This is a genomic window from Cohnella candidum (assembly GCF_003713065.1).
Taxonomy (GTDB): domain Bacteria; phylum Bacillota; class Bacilli; order Paenibacillales; family Paenibacillaceae; genus Cohnella; species Cohnella candidum.
In genome coordinates, this window is sequence record NZ_CP033433.1 from 3,842,953 (window position 1) to 3,864,765 (window position 21,813).

Genomic DNA, 21,813 nt, shown 5'->3' on the forward strand with positions numbered 1-21,813 from the left:
AGCAATACCGCCATTTCAGGGCACGCGGCGATAACGGAAGGGCTGGCCAAACGAGTTTTATACCCCATTGAGCCCCTTCCGAAACGGCCTTCTTTTTCGCCATTACTTATTTCTTCGATTATCGACACCAATTCCCTTCTTTATTCCAAAAAATAGGGACTTTCGTCGCAATTTCCCGCAAAAAAGCGTTCGAAAGGTCCATTCGAGATCGGCGTTTATACGCAATAAAAAACCGCCCTTCGCACGAGAGGCGAGGGCGGTCAGGGACGACTGTCCTATTCGGTTAACGAGCCAGAAAATCGTAGGGGATCGAGAACAAGCCGTCGATCCAGCCGATGATCGGTTTTGGCATGAAGCCGAGAACCAGCGTCGCCGCCACGCAAATCCAAATCGAGACGGCAGCCGGACCCGGAACGCGAATGACCGAGTCGTCGGACCCGCTTCTCATGTACATTTGGCGAATGAACGAGAAATAGACCGCGTAGGAAACGACCGTTGTTGCGAGCAGAATCGCCGCCAGCCAATAAGCGCCCGTCTGCACCGTTCCGAACAGGATGAACAGCTTCCCGAAAAATCCTCCGGTGACCGGAAGGCCTGCGAGCGAGCAAAGCAGCACGGTCATCCCGGCGGCCGTCCACGGCGCCCGATAATACAGGCCGGCGAATCCGGACAACGATTCGTTACCGGAACCGCGGGATACGACCGTCAGCACGGCGAACGCGCCGATGTTCATGAAAGCGTAAGCCAACAGGTAATACGCGAACTCGGAAAAGAGGGATGAGTGCAGCTGCGTCAATTGCAGCGTGAGCGGCGTCAGCAGAATGCCGGCGTTGGCGACGCCCGAAAGGGCGAGCAGCCGCTTGACGTTATGCTGGCGAAGCGCGCCTGCCGTCCCGACGATCATGGCCGTTGCGGCCAATACCGCGAGCGCCAGGTATAAGTCCTTCTGGACCATCGGATCGCCTTTCGTGAAATACGCCGTATTCATGAAAATCCGGTACAGCATGCCGAATGCCGCGGCTTTAGACACGACCGCCAAGAACGACGTGACCGGCGTAGGAGCTCCCTCGTAGACGTCTGCCGCCCAAGCGTGAAACGGCGCCAGCGCGAGCTTCGCGGCGAAGCCTGCCGTCATCAGGAAGAAGGCCACGTAGACGAGCGCCCGGTAATCCGCTATGGCACCCGGCATCGCGTTGCCGATCGCGGCAAGGTTGGTCGAGCCCGTCACTCCGTACAGGAAGGACATTCCGTATAAGATGAAGGCGGAGGCGGTGCCCCCGGTCACCAGGTACTTGAACGCTCCCTCAGCGGACAAACCGCTGCGTTTGCGCATGCCGACCAAAATGTACGAGGTAATGCTGAGCAGCTCCAGCCCGACGAACAGGGTGATCAGGTCGCCGGAAGAAGCCATGACCATGGCTCCCAAAACCGCCGGAAGCACGAAGTAATAAAATTCGCCCTTCAGCGGAATGTCGGAGTTGCGGGTGCTGCCTAACGAAGCCAGTACGATGAACGCCGATGCGCCAAGGAACAGCAATTTCAGCAAACCGCCGTAATCGTCTACCCGATAGCTGACGCCGAGCAGATTGTGGACTGAGGCTTCCGGATTCGCCGCGCCGGCGTTTTTGAAATCGAGCATCAGCCAGACGACGAATACGGCGGCAACGGCCAACCCGAGAATCGTCAGCCACCCGATCAGGTTACGGTTCCAGCTTCTCGGCAGAAACAAGTCCAGAATCGCGAGCACGACGGCGAAAATGGACAAGGTGAGCTCGGGGGCGAGGTACCAGGCGTCGGTCCAAGTTAAAGTCTGTAAGGTTTCCATTCGTCAGCCCCCCGTCCTCTGTTGAAGATGTTCGAGCAGCCCGTTGAAGCCGTGCTGCATCACGTCGGTCAGAACGGACGGGTACACGCCGAGGAGCACGATCAATGCGGTGAGCGCGATCATGGGCACGGCCTCGATGAACCGCGCGTCCTTGATGCCGACGAATCGCTCGCGAACCGGACCGAACGTGATTCCCAGCACGCTGCGAAGCACGTACACGGCGGCGAATAGGATACCCAGCACGCCGATCGCGGTCATCCATTTCATCGAACCGAACAGTCCGAGGAACGCCAGAAACTCCCCGACGAAGCCCGAAAGTCCGGGCAATCCGAGCGATGCCAGCCCCGCGGTCAGCAAAATGCCCGACAAGAACGGCACCGATTTCGCCAACCCGCCCAAATCCTCAAGCTGCGTCGTGCCCGTACGTTCGTACAAGCTGCCGACGAGCAGGAACAGCAACGCCGAAATGAGGCCGTGAGAGACGGATTGGTAAACCGCGCCCTGCAAGCCGACCTCGTTCAAAGACGCGAGACCGAGAAGCACGATGCCCATGTGGCTGATACTGGAGTAGGCCAGCACGAGCTTGAACTCCTTCTGCACGCAAGCCAGCACGGCACCGTACAGGATGTTGATGACGCCGAGCAGCGCGATGACCGTCGACCAATCGTCAAGCTGAGCCGGAAGCAACCCCGCTCCGAAGCGGATCAGACCGTAGACGCCCATTTTGAGCAGAACGCCGGAGTGGATCATGACGATGGAAGGCGGCGCCTCCGTATGGACGCGCAGCATCCACGTATGGAGCGGGAAAATCGGAATCTTGATGCCGAACGCGACCAGAAGCAGAATGAAGGCCGTCCACTTCAGGTTGCCGGACAAATAGACGCCGAGACCGACGGACTGAGCATTGTTCGCGTAAGAGGCCGGATCCGCCAAGTTTTTGAGCAGAACGTCGTAACTGCCGCTGAACTGCACGGCGAATCCGCTGTCCGACCCCACGGCGGTAAAGCCGGCCGTCGCGATGAGAATCAGGAATCCGAGCAGCATGGCCGCGGAGCCTACTCCGTTGTAAACCAGGAACTTCGTCGCCGCTTTCTCGCGGCCGAAGTAGCCCCAGATGCCGATCAAGAAGAACATCGGGATCAGCGTGAGTTCGAAGAAGATGAAGAACTCGATCAGGTCGCGGGCGAGGAAAACGCCGTACATGCCGGTTTCCAGCAAGAGAAACAGCGCATAATAAGTTTTCCAGCGCTTCCGGATATGGACCGAGGCGAGCACGGCCATCGCCGACACGATCGACGACAACAGCAGCAGCGGAAGCGAAATGCCGTCCACCGCGAGAGAATAGTCGAACGCCAGCTGCATCGACGTGATGCTGGTATCCACTTCTTTGTTCAGCGGAATGGTCAACCAAGTGTAATGTTCGGCGAACGCTCCGCCTCCCACCCCAGGCTGGTAGGCCGCGAACAGCCACAAGCACAAGGCAAGCGGAATGAGCGTGAACACGAGCGCCGCGGTTCTGAGCCAAGCGCTCCGCTGCGCGGGCAGCAGAAGCACGAGCAAGGCGCCGACCAATGGAGACAACAGAATGAGCGATAAGACCGGAATGTCCTCGAGCATTACCAGAACCTCCTTCCGGCGATCGCGAGAGCAAGAATGACAAGGCCGATGAGCGCCGTGAGGACGTAACCTTGCACTTGGCCGCTTTGCAGCCGCGAGTTCAGTCGGCCGAGGGCCGATACGGAGTAGCCCGTCATCCGGACGGCTCCGTCGATCACGTAATCGTCGAAGGCGTTCAGCAGCTTGCCGAGTCCTTCAAGCGGTTTCACGAAAATCGCATGGTACAGTTCGTCGATGTAATATTTGCGCTCCAGCAATCGGACGAGACCCGGAACCCGGGACGACACGATGTCCCGGCGAAGCGTGCCTTTCGCGTAGATCAGCCATCCGATGTAGATGCCCAGAAGACCCACGGCGGCGGAGACGACGATCACCAAAGCGCTGCCATGCTCTTGTTCGGCATTGCCCGTCAGCCATTCGCCGAACCAACCGTTAAACGGCGTTTGCACGAAACCGGCGACGACGGCCAACACGGCCAGCACGAGCAGCGGAACGGTCATGACGGCTGGAGATTCGTGCGCTTCCGCGTCGTTTCTCGGCTGGCCCGTGAAGACCAGGAAGAACAGGCGCGCCATGTACAGTGCCGTGAAGAAGGCGGCAATGGCTCCGACCACGAAGTAAATCGGGTTCGCGTCCATCGCTGCGGTAAGAATCGCGTCTTTGGACCAGAAGCCGGCGAACGGCGGGATTCCCGACAGCGCCAGGGCGCCGATGCCGAACGTCCAAGCCGTGATTTTCATTTTGCCGCCGAGCCCGCCCATTTCGCGGATGTCCTGCGTATGTACGCCGTGGATGACGCTGCCCGCCCCGAGGAACAGCAGCGCTTTGAAGAAGGCGTGCGTGAACAGATGGAACATCGCGCCGGTGACGGAACCGACCCCGAGCGCCAGCATCATGTAGCCGAGCTGGCTGACGGTGGAGTAAGCCAGGATGCGCTTGATGTCGTTCTGTGCTAGGCCAATTGTCGCGGCGAAAATCGCGGTGAATGCGCCGATGATCGCGACGGTGTCCATGGCCGCTTGGGAAGCATGGAAAACATCAAAAGTCCGCGTAACGAGGAATACGCCGGCCGCGACCATCGTGGCGGCGTGGATCAGCGCACTGATCGGCGTAGGGCCTTCCATCGCGTCCGGAAGCCACACATGCAGCGGGAACTGACCGGATTTGCCGACAGCGCCGAGGAAAATCAGCAGCGCGATCAACGTGGTGATGCCCGTCGAAATGACGCCCGTCTGATTGCCGAACACGTTGTGCAGGTTCGTGAAGTCCAGCTCATGGTTCGGCATGTACCAGAACAGGAGCAGGATGGCGATCAGCAGACCGAGGTCCCCGATCCGGGTGACGATGAACGCCTTCTTGGCGGCGGCCTTCGCTTCCGGCTTGTGGAACCAGAACCCGACCAGCAGGAACGAGCAGACGCCGACGAGTTCCCAGAAAATATACATCGTCAGCAGATTGTAGGAAAGAACGAGTCCGAGCATCGAGCTGGTGAACAGCGCGACGTAGGCGAAGAAAGTGGAAATCCTTTCGTCGTCCTTCATATAGCCTTGGGAGTACAGATTGACGAGGAAGCTGACCAGCGTTACGACGACGAGCATCAGGCTCGTCAGGTTCGTCACTTCGAAACCGAGCGGCAGCGTGAAATTGCCGGCCTGGATCCAATCGAAGTGGCTGCTGTACTCTTCCGCCGTTCCCGATAAACGCTGACCCGCGATGATTAAGGACAGGATCAGGGAAATCAGGCTGGCGATCGTTCCGATCCAAGCGCCCGTGCGCCCAGCCCCGCGGCCCATAGCCGTCAGGACGGCGAACGCCGCGGCCGGGATGAGCGGAACGAGCCAGGCGTATTCTGCCATGGAACTCATGCGCTACCTCCTCAACTCGTCGAATTCGTCCACGTTCACGGAGGTCCGGGCGCGGTAGATCGCCACCAGGATCGCAACGCCGACGGCGGCCTCGGCCGCGGCGACGGTCATCGTGAAGAGAGAGAAAATTTGTCCGGCGAGCGAAGGATGCACGCCGTATTTGGAGAACGCGACCAGATTCAGGTTCACCGCGTTCAGCATCAATTCGATGGACAGCAGAACGATAATGGCATTGCGTTTCGTCAGGACGCCGTACAGACCGACGCAGAACAGGACGGCGGCCAGCGTCAGGTAGGAGGCGAGCATGTTCATTGCGGATCCTCCTCCTTCTTGGCGAGCGCGATCGCGCCGATGAAGGCGACCGTGAGCAACACGGAAACGAGCTCAAACGGAATCGCCATCTGCGTGAACAGCAGTTTCCCGATTTCACGCGTGCTGTCGGCCGGCAGATTGCCGACTTCCGTAGGGAAATCGGCGTCGCGGATCGCGAAGATCAGAATGCCGAGCAAGCACAGGCACCCGATCGCGGCCAGCGTTTCGAGCAGCGGCCGTGTCGGCTCCTGCCCTTCGCCCTGGTGTTTGGTCATCATGATGCCGAAAATCATCAGGATCGTAATCGCGCCGACGTACAGCAGCACTTGGACGAAAGCGACGAATTCGGCGTCAAGCACCACGTACAAGCCGGCCAGCGAAATGAACGTGAACGCGAGGGATATCGCCATGTGCACGACTTTCGTGAAGTTCAGCGCCAGCACTGCGCCGACGATCGCGCAAACCGCGAGGACGAAGAAGGCGACGAACTCCCCCGTCAAATCGATGTTGAAATTCATTCGCCTTTGGCTCCCCTCTGGGGCGCCCCGATATTGTTGTTGTCCTGGCGGACGTTCTCGGTGTTGCTGCCCAGCCATTTGAGGTCCTTGAACAAGTCGTCCCGGCTGTAAGCGGCGAGCTCGAAATTGTTCGTCATGACGATCGCCTCGGTCGGACAGACCTCCGTGCACAGGTCGCACAGGATGCAAATCTCGAAATTGATGTCGAACGTGTCGAGGACTTTGCCCTTCTTCTCCGGATCCGGATTGGGTTTGCCGGTAAGCGTTATGCAATCCGTCGGGCAGATCCGCGCGCATTGGTTGCACACGATGCATTTATCCTCGTCCACGTACTGGATTCCGCGGAACCGGTCCGGCATCTCGATCGGAACGTCGGGATAGGACAAGGTTACTTTTTTGGCACCCAGCGTCTTGAGCGTAACGCCGAGGCCTTTGATCATCCCTTTCATGTCGTCAACCTCCCATTCCGAACAATTCGATGCAAGCGGCCGTGATGAAAATGTTGAGGATGGCGAGCGGCAGCAGCACTTTCCAAGCCAGTCCCATCAGCTGGTCGACGCGCAGGCGCGGGAACGTCGCCCGGATCCAGAACAGGCAGAACACGATAAACGAGAACTTCAGGAAAAACCAGATGATGCCCGGAATGAAGTCGAGCTGAGGAATCGGAGGATTCCAGCCGCCCAGGAAAAGCAGCGTCGTCAGGCTCGCGATGGCGTAGACGTACACGTACTCCGACAGCATGAAGAACGCGAACCGGAATCCGCTGTACTCGACGTGGTAACCGGCGACCAGCTCCGACTCGGCTTCCGGAAGGTCGAACGGCGTGCGGTTCAGCTCCGAAATCGCGGCGATGACGAAGACCGCGAAGCCGACGATCTGGGGCAGGAAGTTCCAGTGCCAAAAGTACCCTGCCTGAGCAGAAACGATGTCGCGCAGATTCAGGCTTCCGGCGAGCATGACGCAGCCGACGACGGAGATGACGAGCGGAACCTCGTAGCTGATCATCTGCGCGGCGGAGCGCATGCCCCCGAGCAGGGCGTATTTGTTGTTCGACGCCCAGCCGCCGATCACGATCGCGATGGTCGTGATGCCGGAGAGCGCGATGTAATACAGGAAGCCGATGTTCAGGTCGGCGAATTGCAGGTTTTGGCTGTACGGGATGAACGCGAGCACCACGAACGACGGGACGAACGCCAGAATCGGCGCCAAAACGAAAAGCCCGCGGTCGGCTTTAGCCGGGATCGTGTCTTCCTTGAGCAGCAGCTTGGCGACGTCCGCCACCGACTGCAGCAGGCCGAGCGGACCGGTCCGGTTGGGGCCTTTGCGGAATTGCATCCAGCCGATGAATTTCCGTTCGAAATAGATGGCGTACGTTACGAACAACAGTACGAACGCCAGAAGGACGACGGCCCCGATGACGTAAATGGCCGCGCTGCCCCAGCTCAGTGGCTCGTTGATCCAATGCTCCATCAGCAGTCGACCTCCCCGAGGACGATATCGATGCCGCCGAGAATCGTGACCAGGTTCGTCATGCTCTCGCCGACGAGGAGCTTGGGCAGGATTTGCAGGTTCACGAAGGATGGCCTGCGGAACTTCAGCCGGTATGGCTCAGCTTTGCCCTTGGAGACGATGTGGCAGCCGATTTCGCCGCGCGGCGATTCGATGCGCACGTAAATCTCTCCGCCCGGCGGCCGGATGACGCGCGGCACTTTGCCCATCGTTTCCCCTTCCGCCGGGAACTGCTCGAGCGCTTGCTCCAGGATGCGGATGCTTTGCTCGATCTCTCCCATGCGGCAGAGGTAGCGGTCGTAGCAATCGCCGTTCTTGCCCGTGACGACGTCGAACTCGAAACGGCTGTACAAGCTGTACGGTTCGGTTTTGCGAAGGTCCCAATCCACGCCAGTGGACCGCAGGTTCGCGCCGGACAAGCCGTAAGCGATCGCCGTGTCCGCGTCGTATTTACCGATGCCTTTGATCCGGGACAGGAAAATTTCGTTGCCGCTGACGAGGTTGTGGTACTCGTCGAGGCGCAGGCGCATGTCTTTCACGAATTGCTTCGCGCGGTCGATCCAGCCCTCCGGGGCATCCCATTTGACGCCGCCGACGCGCATGTAGTTGTAAGTGAGGCGCGCGCCGCACAGTTCGTTGAACAGCTGGAGGATGCGCTCGCGGTCGCTGAAGGCGAACAGGAACGGGCTCATCGCCCCGATGTCGAGCAAGTACGTTCCCCACCATACGAGGTGGCTGGCGATCCGCTGCAGCTCCATCACGATCAGGCGCAGGAATTCCGCGCGTTCCGGAATTTCGATCTGCATCATTTTCTCGACGGCATGGCAGAGCACGTAGTTGTTCGTCATGGCGGACACGTAGTCCATCCGGTCGGTATAAGGAATGATTTGGGTAAAGTTCAGGTTTTCGGCCAGCTTCTCGGTCCCGCGGTGCAAATAACCCATGACCGGCGTTGCTTCCGTAATGATTTCCCCGTCGAGCTTGACCACGATCCGGAACACGCCGTGCGTGCTGGGATGCTGCGGGCCGACGTTCAGCAGCAGTTCTTCGGTACGAATCACGCTAACTTACACCTCCGGGTCGAGCGGGACGTAGTCTTTGCGGAGCGGATGGCCGACCCAGTCGTCGGGCATCATGATGCGCGTCATGTTGGGATGACCGGGAAAATCGATGCCGAGCAGGTCGTAAATTTCGCGCTCGTTCCAGTTCGCCGTCTCCCATACGGGGGTGGCGGAAGGAACGGCCGGCTGTTCGCGGTCGGTACGGACCTTGATGCAGTAGGTCTCGCGGCGCTCCATGTTGAGCGGGTAATACACAACCTCCATGTACGTCTCGTAATCCACTCCGGATACGTTGCGCAGATAGCGGCAGGCGAGTTCTTCGTGCTCGAGGAACAGCCGGGCGGCTTGCGCCCATCGGTCGTTCTTCACGACGAGCGTCGGAAGATGGTCGTTCAGCTCGTTGATAGACGCTTCTTCAACCGCGTCCTCGGCGACCAGCTCCCTCAGGAGGGCGACGGCCCGGTCCAGCCGGGGCTGGTTCGGCGACGGCGGTTTCGGAGGCGGTGGCGGCGCAGCGGCGGCTTCGCCCGCGCCTTCCGCGGACGCTGGCGCGGCTGCAGGTGCTGCAGCGGGTGCGCCGGCGGCTTCGGCGGCTTTCGCCATGGCTGCGGCGGCCTTGGCCGCTTCCTTCGCGGCGAGAGCGGCTGCGCGGCGGGCGGCTTTCTCCTCATCCGTCTCTTTGCGGCGGGGAGCGGCCTCGCCCGACTCACCGGCGGCCGCCGGTGCAGCCGGAGCGGTTTCGGCAGCAGGCGGCTCTGCCGGAGCTTGAGCGGGCGTTTCCGCCGGCGGCTGCGGGTGAGCTTGCGCTTCGGCAGGCGCCTCGGCTTGAGGCTGCTCTTGCGCGGGCGTCGCAGGTTGCTGTTCCGGCGCCGCGCCTGCCTCGTTCTCGCGTTTCGGTTCGTCGCTCATCAGCCGGTCACCTGCTTCCCGGTCTTGGCTTCATAACGGATCTTCTCCTGCAGCTTGTTGATTCCGTAAATGAGGGCGGCAGGGTTGGGCGGACAGCCCGGAATATAGACGTCGACCGGCACGAGCTGGTCCACGCCTTTGACGACGGAATACGATTTGACGTACGGGCCGCCGGCCGTCGCGCACGAACCCATCGCGATGACCCACTTCGGTTCCGGCATTTGATCGTACAGCCGTTTGAGCAGCGGCCCCATTTTTTTGGTGACCGTCCCCGACACGATCATGACGTCCGATTGCCGCGGAGATGTCCGGAACATGACGCCGAACCGGTCCAAATCGTAGTGGGGCGCCCCGGCGGTCATCATTTCGATGGCGCAGCAGGCCAAACCGAAGGTCAGCGGCCACAGGGAATTGCTCCTGGCCCAGCCCTTCAACTGCTCGATGGTGCCGAAAAACACGTTGCGTTCGATCTCCTGACGCTCTTCCGGCGTCACCTTCTCTAAATCGAATTCCATTGCAGCACCTTCTTCTTCCAGGCGTAGATCAGGCCGACGAGAAGCAGCCCGACGAATATGACCATTTCCGTCAACGCAAATAAGCCGAGCTGACGATACGCTACGGCCCAAGGGTAGAGGAAAACGGTTTCGACATCGAAAACGACGAACATGAGAGCATACAAGTAGTAACGCACGTTGAAGCGGATCTGGCTGTCCCCGACGGGATCGTTCCCGCTTTCGTAAGTCGTCTCTTTATCGGGAGACGGTTTGTGGGGGCGAAGCTGTTTGCCGAGCCAAAGGACGATGATGGGAAATGCGGTGCCCAAGATGACGAAAATAGCCACGATGACGTACGAATTGATGTACTTCTCCACCTGCTTACCTCCGCGCTCGAAGATGAGAAAAGCTCCGCCCGGCTTGGCCTGACGGTCATTTTTCCTTCACAATTATAGCAAATGCTCCCATCGGCGTCCATGGAAAAAGCGTTTTCACGTATCCGCTTGGAATGGCTGGGCCCGCGAATGCTATAATGGTTGGCGATGATACGAGAAGGGATGAACAACTTGCACAACCTAAAATCGGCGCTTCGGGCGCCTCGAATGGCTTTCACGCTGCTGCTCGCGGCCGGTTTGACGATCGGCCTTGCCGCTTGCGGATCCGGCGGCGCTTCGAACGAAGCGGCTTCCTCTTCACCCGCTGCCGCTACCGCCTCCGCTACGCCGTCAGGCCCAGCGCCTTCGACTTCCGGGGCGGTCACGCAAGGAAACCCGTATGAAGTCGCCGGCATTACCGATCCCGCGGCATCCCGCAAAATGTTCGAAACCGTAAAAGACGCCGCCGCACGCAACGACAAGGAACTGGCCGCCGAAAACGCGCTGTACCCGATCCGTGTCAACGTCGGCAAAGTCGCCGTGGAAGTAAAAACGAAAGAGGATTTCGTGAGGCAGTACGACCGCATCTTCACCGACAAGGTCCGCAAAGCGCTGGCCGACCAAGACGTAAACAAGCTGTTCGTGAACGACGAAGGCGTCATGGCCGGCAACGGCGAGGTTTGGTTCGGCGCGACGGCCGATACCCCGCAGCGCTACGGTATCGTCACCGTAAACGTGGGAGAAGCGCAGCGGTATTAATCCACGCAAAAAGCCAGACGCGGAGCCCATCGGGGCATCCAACGTCTGGCTTTTTCCTTCACGCCGCAGCGATTACTTGCCGAGCGTCGCTTTCAGCATCCAAATCTGCTTCTGCAGTTCCTCGACTTGGCCGTACAGCAGATCCGCCGTCGGGCCGTCCTCGGCTTCTTCCTCGGCCATCGTGCCGGCTTCCTTGAGGCCTTCCGCCATTTTCTCGAAGTCCGCTACGACGATCTCCAGCATGTCGGCTTCGTTACCGCCGGTTTTGCCGCCTTCCTTGATCGAGGCAAGGGAGAGATACTCCTTCATCGTCGAAGCAGGCTCCAGCCCGATCGCCAGCATGCGCTCGGCGAGCTCGTCCAGCTTCAGCGCGGACAAATTGTACAGCTCTTCGAATTTCGCGTGGAGCACGGGGAAATGCGGACCTTTCACGTACCAATGGAAATGATGAAGTTTGAAATACGCCACCGACCAGTTCGCCAGCTGTTCGTTGAGCGTCTGCTGCAGTTGTTTCGCCGGCTTCGCGAGATCTTTTTCCTTCACGGCCATTACGGTCACAACCTTTCCTTCAATTGTGCTGTTTCTTCCGTCATACTTTACCCGATCGCGCCCTCGTCCAACCAATAAAGCTCTCGAAACCTAGCCAAATAAAAAACCGAACCCCCGCTCCAAGCGAAGATTCGGTAATGATTTCGTATCCGATCCTTAAGCCCCTTGCCGCTGAACCGGCGCGTTTCCGACCGTTTCCGGCCCTTCCGCGCCCTCGGAAACGGAAGCGGCCGTATCCGGTTTTTTGCGACGCGTCAGGACGAGGAAGACGAAGAAATAATACGCCCAGTAGACGCCGAACTCCTCCAACGACGGATTGTGCGTGTACCCCAGGAACGCTTTGAAAAAGACGCCGACTTGCCCGTTGATCAGCGGATGATGCCCCGTGTCGCGGATATAGTGGGCCTCATCGTTCGGATGCTCCGGCATGAACCATTCGATGTTGTAAACCTCGGCGATCTGCCCGCCGGCCGTACGGTAAGCGGAACCGATGATGCCGATATCCTGCATGATGCCGACCGCCTGCACGAGCAAGCCTCCGGCGATCAGCATCAGGAACACGCTGGTCACGCGGAAATAATGCTTCAAGGAGATCCGCTTGGTTCCCCGGAAAAACAGATACCCGATCACGCACGCCGTAACGAGGCCAAGAAGCGCACCCCAGTTGTTCATCGCCGACTGGATGTCGCCGCCGCCGATCGCCGCGAAGAAAAACACCGTCTCCACGCCTTCCCGGAGCGTAATCAGGAAAGAGTGGATCACCATATTGAGAATGCCGCCCGTCGTCAGAATCGCGGCGACCTTCGTCTGCACGCTGAGCTGATGGCTGCGGCCTTGCTTCGTCATGAACAAAATCATGTGCGTCAGCAGCGCAGTTGAAGCCAGCATGATGCCGATGCGCAAGTAGTTTTGGTTCGACATGCTTTCATATCCGGTGAGCGCAACCTGGAACAGGAGCGCGACCCCGTAACTTGCGACCAAGGCCAGCACGACGCCTACCCATACCCATTTGCTCCAGCGGGTTTCGCCGATTCTTTTCAGGTAGGTCAAAATCACGCCTACGATCAGAATCGCTTCCATCGCCTCGCGGAACGTAATGAGAAATGCCTGCAAATTCACGAGATCACTCCTGTTGCCAGTTTAACGTGCGATTGGGGATTACAGTTTGGACAGGGCGGCGAGAATCGCGTCCGCCTGCTTCTTCGCTTCGTCGGCGTTGCCGTCGTCGATCGCTTTGACGTAGGCTTCGCTCGCGGAGGAGACGGACGCGTAGCCGGCGCCGAGGAACACCTCGTGCGCGGATACGAACATGGCCGCTTCCATGGCATGGACGCGCGAGTCGTCTTTTTTGCCGTCTTTCAATTCTTGCTGGGATTCCTGCAAATATTCCTTCACTTTACCGGTCAAGGCCGTGACGAGCGAAGCTTTGATCTTGGCCGGTACGACCTTGGAGGCATCGCCCGATCCGAACGCGTCTTTGACGGCATCGGCGTCGGCTTCGCTTCCGCCTTTCAAATACTGGTACACCGGCAGGAACAGGAAGTAGCCTTCCGTCATTTCTTTGGCTTGTTCGGCCTTTTCGACCGTCGGCATCTTCTCTCCGTAATTGTACGTCGCGAGCGTGAACGCTTTGATCATCGTTTTGTCGAGCATTTGGCGATGCACGTTAAAGTCGGCGACGTTGCCGGCCTTCACGTCCGCTTGAAGCGCCGGGATGACGGCACTTGCGATCGAATCCTTCATCGTCGTGTTGAACTTGGCGTCACGTTTTTCGACGAAAGGCTCCAGCACTGCTTTATAAGCTTGAATTGCCTGTTCCAGAAGCGCGGATGCTTTGGCGGAGTCTCCGTCTTTGAGAGCCGGTCCGGCCTGCTTGTCGACGAGGTTTTTCACTTGGAAGTAGAAATACCAGATCAGGCCTTTCTCTACCGCTTCGGCTACCTGATCCGCGTTCATTTCGCCGGAAACGCCATGGTCGAGCACGAACGAAATGTTCTCGTCGATTCGTGGAGCGCCTTCCGCCAGCGTGGCGTCAATCGCTTTCACGTAGGTTTGGAAGTTTTGCACATAGGTTTGCTGAATCGTCTTGACGTCTTTTTTCGCTTCTGCCATTTCCACGATCTCATTGAAGTTGGAGGATAGCTTAGAGACGTCGATCGCAAGAGGTTCGTGCGACGGCGTCGCGGTTTCGCTTGGCGAAGCCGATGGCGATGCGGACACCGCAGCCGAAGGAGATGCGGAAGCGGACGAGGCCGCAGGCGCGGATGATGCAGCATCCTTGTTTTTGGATCCGCAAGCGGAAAGCGTTGCGGCGATGATCAGAACGGATAGAGAAACGGAAATCTTATTCATGATAGGAAAACCCCGCGTCATTATTATTTTGGCAAAGATATTAGGACTTGCGGCGGCGCATCCGCCAGAACAGCAGACCGGCCAGCGCGAGCACGACGATAATCGCCGCGATCGTGACCGTGCCGTTCGTTTTGTTGGTTTCTTCCATCGGCGCGTGAGCCGCCGGAGAAGCGGCCGGGTCCAGAGAAGCCTCGCCAGCCGTGATCCCGTTGGCCATCGGGAACAGAGGCGCTACCGTATCGTAAATCAATTTGATGTTTTGTTTGAATAGGTCCGGGTTCGGTTCTTTCTTGCCGACGCCGAGAAGTCCCGGGTTGCCAAGCCCTTCGAGCGCCTTGTCGAACGCCTGGTCGAGCTCCTCCTGTTTCCCTTCCGCCGGCGTGCCGGACAGATAGGGCTTCAAGGTTTCATAAGTCGCGCGCGCTTTAGCCAACAGCAGCTTGGCATCGCTGTAGTTATTGAACCCTTGCTCCGCATACGTAAAGCGCCTGTCGAGGTTCAAGACGAGTACGCCTTTCCAGTCCTTCAGGACGCGATCCTTGTCTTTGGCCGCGAACGCATCGTCCATTTCCTTCGTGACATCCTTGCCGAAATGGGAATCGAGCTCCGAACGGAGTTCGGCATAAGCCGCGTTGGCGGCCGTCCAGTCGGGGCTGTCCGCGCTCAGCTTGGAGGCGATCAATTTAAACGTTTCGGCCACGGCCTCCGTATTCGCGTTCCCGTAGGAATAAGCGCCGGCGGATGCAGGAAAGATTCCGGCCAGAAGCAGGGCCGAAACCAAAGCGATTAACATGCGGACTTTAAGCAAATTCATCGTTCCACCTTCCGGTCGATCCGAGCTGCCGAATCGAGGGTTATGTATCCCCGATGGCGCCGAACGCGGTTCTCGTATCCCGTCGGCTCCAGAGGTAATGATAATCATTTTCAATTAGAGTGTCAATAGAGTGGAGGATCATTCCGAAAATCGTTCACAGAATGCCCACTTTTACCGGATCCACTCGTACAACTCAATTTTGCCGTAAACGGGGTCCAGTCGGTCATCGGATTGGAATGCCCCCAGCCGTCGAACCTTGGTGTCCGGCAAATCGGCTTGCTTACGGAATTCCTCCCACACGCTTCCCGTAAGAAGGATCCGGGCATTCCGCTCAGCCTCGATGTTGGCGAGGAAGTAAGAGTATGTGAAAATGGGGCGTGTCTCAACGGGTACGTTCAGATAGCGAAGAACCCGTTCTTCTTCCCATGTATACAGCACCGTCGAAGGGCTGACATCTTGGGCTGACGCATCCGCAAGTTGATAAACGGCTGGCTCTTCCTTGTGTTGAAGAACGACGAGACGGGCACCCTCCGCCGTTTGCACCAAGGCGAGCACCGTGAGGAGAACAGCCGTAACGGGCTTGGCTGCCTTCAACCGCCCCGCGCAAACGGCCAGTGCGAATATCGACATCGCTGCAAGCGGCGCGATGTGCCGGGTCTTGGCGATGTTTTGCCCGAGGAGCGCCCAGAGGGCGTAGGCGATCGCGCAGACGATCAGGATGCCCGCGGGAGATACGGCGAACCTGCGAAGCCTCCCGACGCTCAGACGATTGCTGGGTTTCCGCCGATATGCCGCCCATACCGTCCAAGCGAGCAACAAACCGGCCGCGGCGGCGAGCCATGCCGAGCGTGCAAACAACCCCGTCCACAGCCAGTTATCCGCCGCGAACCGCCAAATCCGTTCGCCGAGCGGCAACCCTGGCTGCGCCACGCCGCCGCCCCATTCGGTGAAGTGCCCTTCTCCGAATCCCGCGAACAAGCGCAGCGTCTCGGCAAGGCTCCCTTCGGCGGCGCCGACGGCGAACACCCACAGGAATTGGAACGCCGACACGGCGGCTGCCCATCCCGTTAATCTTGCCGCCTTGGCCCTTACTGACAGTCTCGCGTCACGCCATACGCCTGCCCATATGATCAACAAACCTATGCCGAAAGGAACATAAGAGAGCCGCGTTCCCATCAGCAAGCCGAATAGGAACGCCGCGACAAGCCACCTGCCGCTTGAGCGTTTCTCCGCCAAACGTACAAGCGACCAAAGATACCACCATAATATCGCGAGCGCCGCCCCGTCCGACATCGGCCGGACGGCAAGCGTCCAGTTCATCGGAACGGTCAGCACGATCGCCGCGGCCAAGCAGGCATACGGGATGGTGAGCCATCGTCTCCCGATCCGATATACCGCGAAAGCCGACGTGCAAGCGAGCAGCAGATTCCATCCCCCGAGAGCCTTGACGGGGTCCTCGATGAACGATCGAATCAGCTGCCCGCCCAATACGAAATAAGGGTATCCGGGTGCATGAGGCTGCATGGCCAGGAGGTCGAACCGGTCCAGCGCCAACACGAAGTCGACTTCGTCCCACGAGGCCGCCCAAGGGGACAGAAGAAGCGCTCCGAACGCCGCATAGGCGATGAGAAGTACCGCGCATATGGCCCATCCGATTTTAGCCGCCCATGCCCCCCGCATGTTTGCCCCTCCTTTTATTTTCCTTCGTTCGTCCTTCCGTCGGCAAACGCAATTCTCTCCAAATGGCCGGAAGCACGCGGGAGACGTAGGCCCGGAACTTGATGAAGGACTCGCCTTGCGTCCTGACGCGGTAATCGATCGGGATCTCTTGCATCCGGAAACCTTGCCGGATCAGATTCAAAGTCAGAACCTGAGCGTAGTTGTAGTCGTGCACGATCCGGGCGGCTTCCATGGCCCGGCGGCTGAATCCGCGCATGCCCGATTGGCCGTCCCAGATCCATCTCCGTAACAGCAAGGTTTGCAAAAACGTAAACGTATAATTGCCAAGGCGGCGAAGCAGCGTCATGCCACGAATCGTCCCTTTGAAGCGTGAGCCCATGGTATAGTCGGCCGTTCCTTCGAGAATGGGGGCAAGCACATCCGGTATCTGTTCCGGCGGATACTCGTTGTCCGCATCGATCATGAGTCCGATGTCGGCGCCCATCTCGACGCAGAGTCTGAGCCCTTCCCGAACGGCCGCACCCAGTCCCATGTTCTTAGGAAGTGACACGACGTGGTCGGCGCCGGCGCGACGGGCCGCTTCGGCGGTGCCGTCCACGGACCCGTCGTCCACGACCAGTACTTCCACGGTGACACCCGGACGAAACTCCCGGGGAATTCTCGCGACGACGTCGCCGATATTCATGGATTCGTTATAAGCAGGCAGAAACACGATGATTTTCATGAGGGATTTATCCTTTGTCTATTTCGTTTAGAGCGTCCGAAAGAACGGGCCCCCTGCTATGACTCGGATACGGCGCACCCAGTAAGTAGGCGAGCGTTGGCGCCATGGAGACGAGCGTCTGCGGCGTTTCGATGGTGACGCCTTTCCGGACGCCGTGACCGGACATGAAAAACGGCACCCATCTCTCGCCTTCATCCAGATGCCCATGGCCGCCGATCCCGATCGCCTGGCCATGGTCCGCGCAGACGATGACGGTCGCTTCCTCCATCGCCCCCCGGCTCTCGAGCCAGCCGACGAATTCCTCCAGCAGCCGGTCCGCTTGTTCGATTTTCGTTCGGTATTCGTCATACAAGGCACCCCGGCTGTGGCCGATTTGGTCGGTGCCGATCAGCTGCAGGACGAGCAAATCCGGGTCATGCTCTTCCACGACCTGCTTTGCCAACGCGACCGCCATCGGGTCGGCTTCGTCGAAGTGGGCCACCGCCGTGACCGCGTCCACGTCGTCCCCCATCGAATCGATCAGATGCGCGATGCCGACAAGACGCCCCTTTTTGCCAACCTTCCGAAGCGAATCGAAAATCGTCTCCGTCCGGACGCCCAGCCGCCAGACCATGTTCGAAGCGATGCCATGCTCCCGCGGATACGTTCCCGTGAACATCGAAGAGAAGCAGACGACCGTTCGGGCGGGATACACGGTTTCCATGGCCGTATATTCGGTCCCTTCGGCCCGAAGCTTCTTGAGGAACGGAGCATCGGCCTCCTCAAACCTGTCCTTGCGCATGCCGTCGACCACGAGCACGTAAACCTTGCGGCTGACTGCCCCCTCTACCTTCGGCAGAGTCGCCGGGGATTCGTTCCGTTCCTCCGGCTTCCAATCGAATAGATACCAGTGCAGCACCCACGCATATACAAGCACGGCCGCTTCGAAAATGATCGCCTCAAACCAGGCGTTAGAGATCGTGCCGAAAGGAGAGGCGCTCCAGCGGTAGAGCATTTCCATCAGATAGAGCAGAAGCAACGTTTTGGGGAGCTGCTCCTGCGCATTGCCGCTCGTCGAATCGCTGTGCTGCAGCACCAGCTTCCAGAACCTCGTGAAGTTCAGCCAGGAGGTGCCGATGCGAAGATGATAGTAGAAGGTCCCCCAGAAAAACACCGTGAAAAAGAAGAACAGGCCGATCCCCGTCAGCCACAGCCCCAGCATCTCCCGGGCACCGCCCCAAATGACGAGAGCGGCCACAAGCGGAAGCCACAGATAGTTTCGCAGATAGAGCGGAAAATCATAGGCAAAATAAACGGCGAACAGCAGCAGCGTGCCCAGCAGCGCCACGGCGGCATCCGTCCAAAAATTCGCGTCAGCCCAACTTCCCGCATGGAACAGCAGGAATGTGCCCAAGACGAAGATCGGCGTAAAAGGACGCCCTTCGTTCAGCAAGTTCCAAGCTCTGGCGGCGACGATTTCGAAACCGGAAGCGCGTTTCATTCGGCAGGCCCTACCTTTCCGAGCCGGCGGCGGGACAGCCAACCGGATCCTTCTTTCCAGGATATCGGCAGAATGAGCCAGGATATGGCGCCTGCCGCGAACGAGAACAGAAATTTGTAGCCATGGGAGACGACCGCCACCGCCAATGCGGTTTCGCCGTCCATGCCCAAAGCGGCCAAAGAAGCGGACATCGTCGTTTCATACGTGCCGATCCCACCTGGCGTCACGTGGAATATCTGGCCCGCCACCGTCATGCTGCCCGCCCACACCGCTTCCACGAAGGAGACGGAGGCGTGCAGAACGTGAAGCACGCCGTAAGGAACGAAGCCCTCCAGCACCCAACTGACCGCGGTCACGAGCCAGGCCGCCAATGCTTTCCCGCTGCGAAGGCGGCCGAGCAGCTCCCATTGGCGAAGGGCGAAGCTGCTGCCCTTCCGCGCGGCTGTACGAAGCGCAAGCAGGACGATCACCGCGCCTAGAACGCTTGCCGGGACCAGCAGCCAAGCGGCACCGGGCACCCAAGCGACGCCGAGCAGGGCCAAACCTAGCACACCATACAACGCCAATACGGAAACGTCCATCGCTCTCATGACCGCAACCGTATGGAGGGCTTCGTCGTACTTCTTTCCTTCCATTTTCGCCGCCAGTCCGGTTCGAACGAGATCGCCGGCCTTCACCGGCAGCAAATGGTTGATGAGCAAGCTGTACCCGATCGGCGCCAAGTGCTTCCATACCGGCTGTCCGGCACCCGCGTAAATCTTCCAAGCCCATGCCTTCACATAAAATGAAAGTGCATAGGCGAGACTCATGAGCACAAGCGTCCAAGGGGATCGGAGCAAGGACTCCATGACGGAAGAGAGTTCACCGCCGTGAAGGAAACGCGCCGCAAGCAACACGAAAACCGCCAGCATCAAGATGCCGACGGTTCCTTTAACGCGCTTCCCTATCGCTGTCATGGCGACGCCTCCGTCAAGCCCCGTACATGAGAAACATTCTCAATGTCTCAACCAGTATACTTGGACGGTCTCTTTGCGTCAATTCTTGGCGGCTAAATGAGCCGCGATTTTGCGGCCATGAAAACGTCCGCTTTCGATGAAAATTTCATTCGCGTCCCGTCCGGTCGATACGACGCCGGCCAAATACAGACCAGGCACGTTCGTCTCCATCGTTTCCGGATCATGCGTCGGCGGAATGTCGCCGTCCGGGGCGTGAACGCCCATTGCCCGCAGAAACCCGCGATCGGGGCGGAAACCCGTCAGTGCGAGCACGAAGTCGCAGCCCACGATCTCGCTGGAATCTCCCGACTGCACCGTCACTTCTTCCGGGCGAATGGCCGTCACGCGGGATTGAAGCCGCAGTTCAATACGACCCTTATTGACCAGCCCTTCAAACAAAGGACGAACCCATGGTTTAATGTTCGCCGAAACGGATTCCCCGCGGTAGACGACCGTCACCTTCGCCCCTACTCGCTCCATCTCGAGCGCCGCATCGACCGCGGAGTTGCTGCCTCCGATAATGACGACGCGCGTACCCGCGTAAGGGTGAGCCTCCCGGAAAAAGTGCGTGACGTGAGGCAAATCCTCTCCGGGGATGCCAATACGGTTTGGATGATCGAAATAGCCGGTGGCCACGATGACCGCGCGCGCCCGCGTTTCCAGCGCTTCGCCGCCGCGGCGGACGGAGCGGACGACGAATTCTCCGGACGGCGTTTTCTCTACGGCGGTCACTTTCTCGTATCTTCGGATCCGCAGGTTCCGGCGCTCGGACACGGTCCGGTAATAGTGAAGTGCCTCCAACCGCGAAGGCTTGTCATGAGGAGTGATGAAAGGCACCCCGGCGATCTCCAGCAACGCGGGCGTGCTGAAGAACTGCATGTTGATCGGATAGCAGCTGATCGAGTGAACGACGTTCTCCTTCTCGATGATCAGCGGGTCGAATCCTTTATCCTGAAGCTCCGCGGCCGCGGACAACCCGCAAGGCCCGGCGCCGATGATGATGACGTCTTCTGCTTTCACGTTTCTCGCGCTCCCAACCTGCTGTTTTTCTTATCCGTAAATTTTACTGCAACGCCATGGAGGAAGCAAAAACGAACGGAGAGCCGGTCCGCTATCTCGGGTCCATCTTTCTTCGGAGTTTATTTTCGGTAGACGAATCCGGAGCCGGCGTGTAGACGCTGCACCGCAAATCCGCGCTGCCCTGAACTTGCAGCGAGGTGAGATGGAAGAGCATTTTCCCCGCTTTGGCGTGCCGGAATTCGATCAGCACCTCCGGAGCGGATTTCACCTCGCTCTGCTCCCATAGGGAAGCAAAATCGGGATGCACTTCTTTCATCTCGTCCACGAAACGACCGTACCAAGGATCCTCCACGTATTGGCCGTAATAAGCGCGGAATATGGCCAGATACCCTCGGATGAAATGCTCCCAATTCACGGCCAACCTGCGAAGCTCATTCCGCGTAAACAAGAGCCTGATCATATTGCGGCTATCAAATGGAATCTGTTCGAAATCCAGGAAAACATAGGAGGCCGCTTCGTTCCAACCGACAATGTTAAATCTCCTATCCGTGATCACCGTCGGACAATAGCGCAGCTCGTCCATGATTTTACGAAGGGGTGGGCTGATCTCCGGGCGTTCTTCTTGCTGCTGCATGGCTGTGCCCAAACCCGACTCCAGCGCCAAGGCATGCAAGTATTTTCGTTCGTCGACCGTCAGCCGCAACGCCGAAGCGATGCAGTCCAACACCTGAGCCGACATGCGAATGTCCCTCCCTTGCTCCAACCAGGTATACCATGTCGTGCTGACACCCGCCAACTGGGCGACCTCTTCCCTGCGGAGGCCTGGCGTCCTTCTGCGGCCGCCCGGGGCTAGACCGACGGACTCCGGCTGGATTTTGACTCGTTTTGCTTTTAAAAAAACGGACAACGCTTGAAGTCTCGCTTCCCTGTCCATCTCTTCACCCTTCTCGTCTATT

Annotated in this window: 22 protein-coding genes; 1 reads left to right on the forward strand and 21 read right to left on the reverse strand. The window is 58.9% G+C overall.

Going from position 1 to position 21,813, the window contains the following annotated elements:
* Positions 1-283: 283 nt before the first annotated feature.
* From EAV92_RS17475 to EAV92_RS17525, 11 genes are read right to left on the reverse strand one after another with little or no spacing between them, the layout of a single operon-like run.
* Complete coding sequence (locus EAV92_RS17475; protein WP_123042275.1) at positions 284-1,825, reverse strand: NADH-quinone oxidoreductase subunit N; 1,542 nt, start codon at positions 1,823-1,825, stop codon at positions 284-286.
* 3 nt (positions 1,826-1,828) lie between these two features.
* Entirely contained in the window at positions 1,829-3,442 is a 1,614-nt protein-coding gene (locus EAV92_RS17480; RefSeq protein ID WP_123042276.1) for a complex I subunit 4 family protein, read from the reverse strand.
* Entirely contained in the window at positions 3,442-5,307 is a 1,866-nt protein-coding gene (nuoL, locus tag EAV92_RS17485) for an NADH-quinone oxidoreductase subunit L (protein WP_123042277.1), read from the reverse strand. Before nuoL ends, EAV92_RS17480 begins: the two co-directional genes overlap by 1 nt.
* 3 nt (positions 5,308-5,310) lie before the next feature.
* Positions 5,311-5,613: an NADH-quinone oxidoreductase subunit NuoK gene (nuoK, locus tag EAV92_RS17490; protein WP_420888830.1), complete on the reverse strand. Its 303-nt coding sequence runs from the start codon at positions 5,611-5,613 to the stop codon at positions 5,311-5,313.
* A 2-nt stretch (positions 5,614-5,615) separates the two neighbouring features.
* Positions 5,616-6,137, reverse strand: a complete 522-nt coding sequence (locus EAV92_RS17495; RefSeq protein ID WP_123042279.1) for an NADH-quinone oxidoreductase subunit J — start codon at positions 6,135-6,137, stop codon at positions 5,616-5,618.
* The gene (gene nuoI / locus EAV92_RS17500; protein WP_123042280.1) at positions 6,134-6,586 is read right to left on the reverse strand and encodes an NADH-quinone oxidoreductase subunit NuoI; all 453 of its coding nucleotides are present in this window, start codon (positions 6,584-6,586) and stop codon (positions 6,134-6,136) included. Before nuoI ends, EAV92_RS17495 begins: the two co-directional genes overlap by 4 nt.
* Positions 6,587-6,590: 4 nt before the next feature.
* Positions 6,591-7,607 carry an NADH-quinone oxidoreductase subunit NuoH gene (gene nuoH / locus EAV92_RS17505; protein WP_123042281.1) on the reverse strand — a complete coding sequence of 339 codons (1,017 nt, stop codon included), beginning with the start codon at positions 7,605-7,607 and terminating at the stop codon, positions 6,591-6,593.
* Positions 7,607-8,707 (reverse strand): NADH-quinone oxidoreductase subunit D, encoded by a 1,101-nt coding sequence (locus tag EAV92_RS17510; RefSeq protein WP_123042282.1) that lies wholly within the window; start codon positions 8,705-8,707, stop codon positions 7,607-7,609. Before EAV92_RS17510 ends, nuoH begins: the two co-directional genes overlap by 1 nt.
* A gap of 6 nt (positions 8,708-8,713) precedes the next feature.
* Entirely contained in the window at positions 8,714-9,616 is a 903-nt protein-coding gene (locus EAV92_RS17515) for an NADH-quinone oxidoreductase subunit C (RefSeq protein ID WP_123042283.1), read from the reverse strand.
* The gene (locus tag EAV92_RS17520; protein WP_123042284.1) at positions 9,616-10,131 is read right to left on the reverse strand and encodes a NuoB/complex I 20 kDa subunit family protein; all 516 of its coding nucleotides are present in this window, start codon (positions 10,129-10,131) and stop codon (positions 9,616-9,618) included. Before EAV92_RS17520 ends, EAV92_RS17515 begins: the two co-directional genes overlap by 1 nt.
* On the reverse strand, positions 10,116-10,487 hold the full coding sequence (locus tag EAV92_RS17525) for an NADH-quinone oxidoreductase subunit A (protein WP_123042285.1): 372 nt from the start codon (positions 10,485-10,487) through the stop codon (positions 10,116-10,118). The genes EAV92_RS17520 and EAV92_RS17525 overlap by 16 nt, the downstream gene beginning before the upstream one ends.
* Positions 10,488-10,676: 189 nt before the next feature.
* On the opposite strand from EAV92_RS17525, the gene EAV92_RS17530 reads away from it, so the two are divergent.
* Entirely contained in the window at positions 10,677-11,243 is a 567-nt protein-coding gene (locus EAV92_RS17530) for a hypothetical protein (protein WP_164472828.1), read from the forward strand.
* 72 nt (positions 11,244-11,315) lie between these two features.
* On the opposite strand, the gene EAV92_RS17535 is transcribed toward EAV92_RS17530, so the two are convergent.
* The 10 genes from EAV92_RS17535 to EAV92_RS17580 form a co-directional block, all read right to left on the reverse strand.
* Complete coding sequence (locus tag EAV92_RS17535) at positions 11,316-11,792, reverse strand: Dps family protein (protein ID WP_123042287.1); 477 nt, start codon at positions 11,790-11,792, stop codon at positions 11,316-11,318.
* A gap of 156 nt (positions 11,793-11,948) precedes the next feature.
* Positions 11,949-12,911 carry an FTR1 family iron permease gene (locus EAV92_RS17540; RefSeq protein WP_123042288.1) on the reverse strand — a complete coding sequence of 321 codons (963 nt, stop codon included), beginning with the start codon at positions 12,909-12,911 and terminating at the stop codon, positions 11,949-11,951.
* A gap of 39 nt (positions 12,912-12,950) precedes the next feature.
* Entirely contained in the window at positions 12,951-14,144 is a 1,194-nt protein-coding gene (locus EAV92_RS17545) for a hypothetical protein (RefSeq protein WP_123042289.1), read from the reverse strand.
* Between the two features lie 40 nt (positions 14,145-14,184).
* Positions 14,185-14,958: a hypothetical protein gene (locus tag EAV92_RS17550; RefSeq protein WP_123042290.1), complete on the reverse strand. Its 774-nt coding sequence runs from the start codon at positions 14,956-14,958 to the stop codon at positions 14,185-14,187.
* 171 nt (positions 14,959-15,129) lie between these two features.
* The gene (locus tag EAV92_RS17555) at positions 15,130-16,638 is read right to left on the reverse strand and encodes a glycosyltransferase family 39 protein (protein ID WP_123042291.1); all 1,509 of its coding nucleotides are present in this window, start codon (positions 16,636-16,638) and stop codon (positions 15,130-15,132) included.
* A complete protein-coding gene (locus EAV92_RS17560; protein ID WP_123042292.1) occupies positions 16,616-17,362 on the reverse strand; it encodes a glycosyltransferase family 2 protein in 747 nt (248 codons plus the stop codon). The genes EAV92_RS17555 and EAV92_RS17560 overlap by 23 nt, the downstream gene beginning before the upstream one ends.
* 7 nt (positions 17,363-17,369) lie before the next feature.
* Positions 17,370-18,842, reverse strand: coding sequence for an alkaline phosphatase family protein (locus EAV92_RS17565; RefSeq protein ID WP_123042293.1), 1,473 nt, complete (start codon positions 18,840-18,842; stop codon positions 17,370-17,372).
* Positions 18,839-19,798 carry a lysylphosphatidylglycerol synthase transmembrane domain-containing protein gene (locus tag EAV92_RS17570; RefSeq protein ID WP_123042294.1) on the reverse strand — a complete coding sequence of 320 codons (960 nt, stop codon included), beginning with the start codon at positions 19,796-19,798 and terminating at the stop codon, positions 18,839-18,841. The genes EAV92_RS17565 and EAV92_RS17570 overlap by 4 nt, the downstream gene beginning before the upstream one ends.
* A gap of 78 nt (positions 19,799-19,876) precedes the next feature.
* On the reverse strand, positions 19,877-20,857 hold the full coding sequence (locus EAV92_RS17575; RefSeq protein WP_123042295.1) for a YpdA family putative bacillithiol disulfide reductase: 981 nt from the start codon (positions 20,855-20,857) through the stop codon (positions 19,877-19,879).
* A gap of 91 nt (positions 20,858-20,948) precedes the next feature.
* Entirely contained in the window at positions 20,949-21,791 is an 843-nt protein-coding gene (locus EAV92_RS17580) for a helix-turn-helix transcriptional regulator (protein ID WP_123042296.1), read from the reverse strand.
* Between the last annotated feature and the right edge of the window lie 22 nt (positions 21,792-21,813).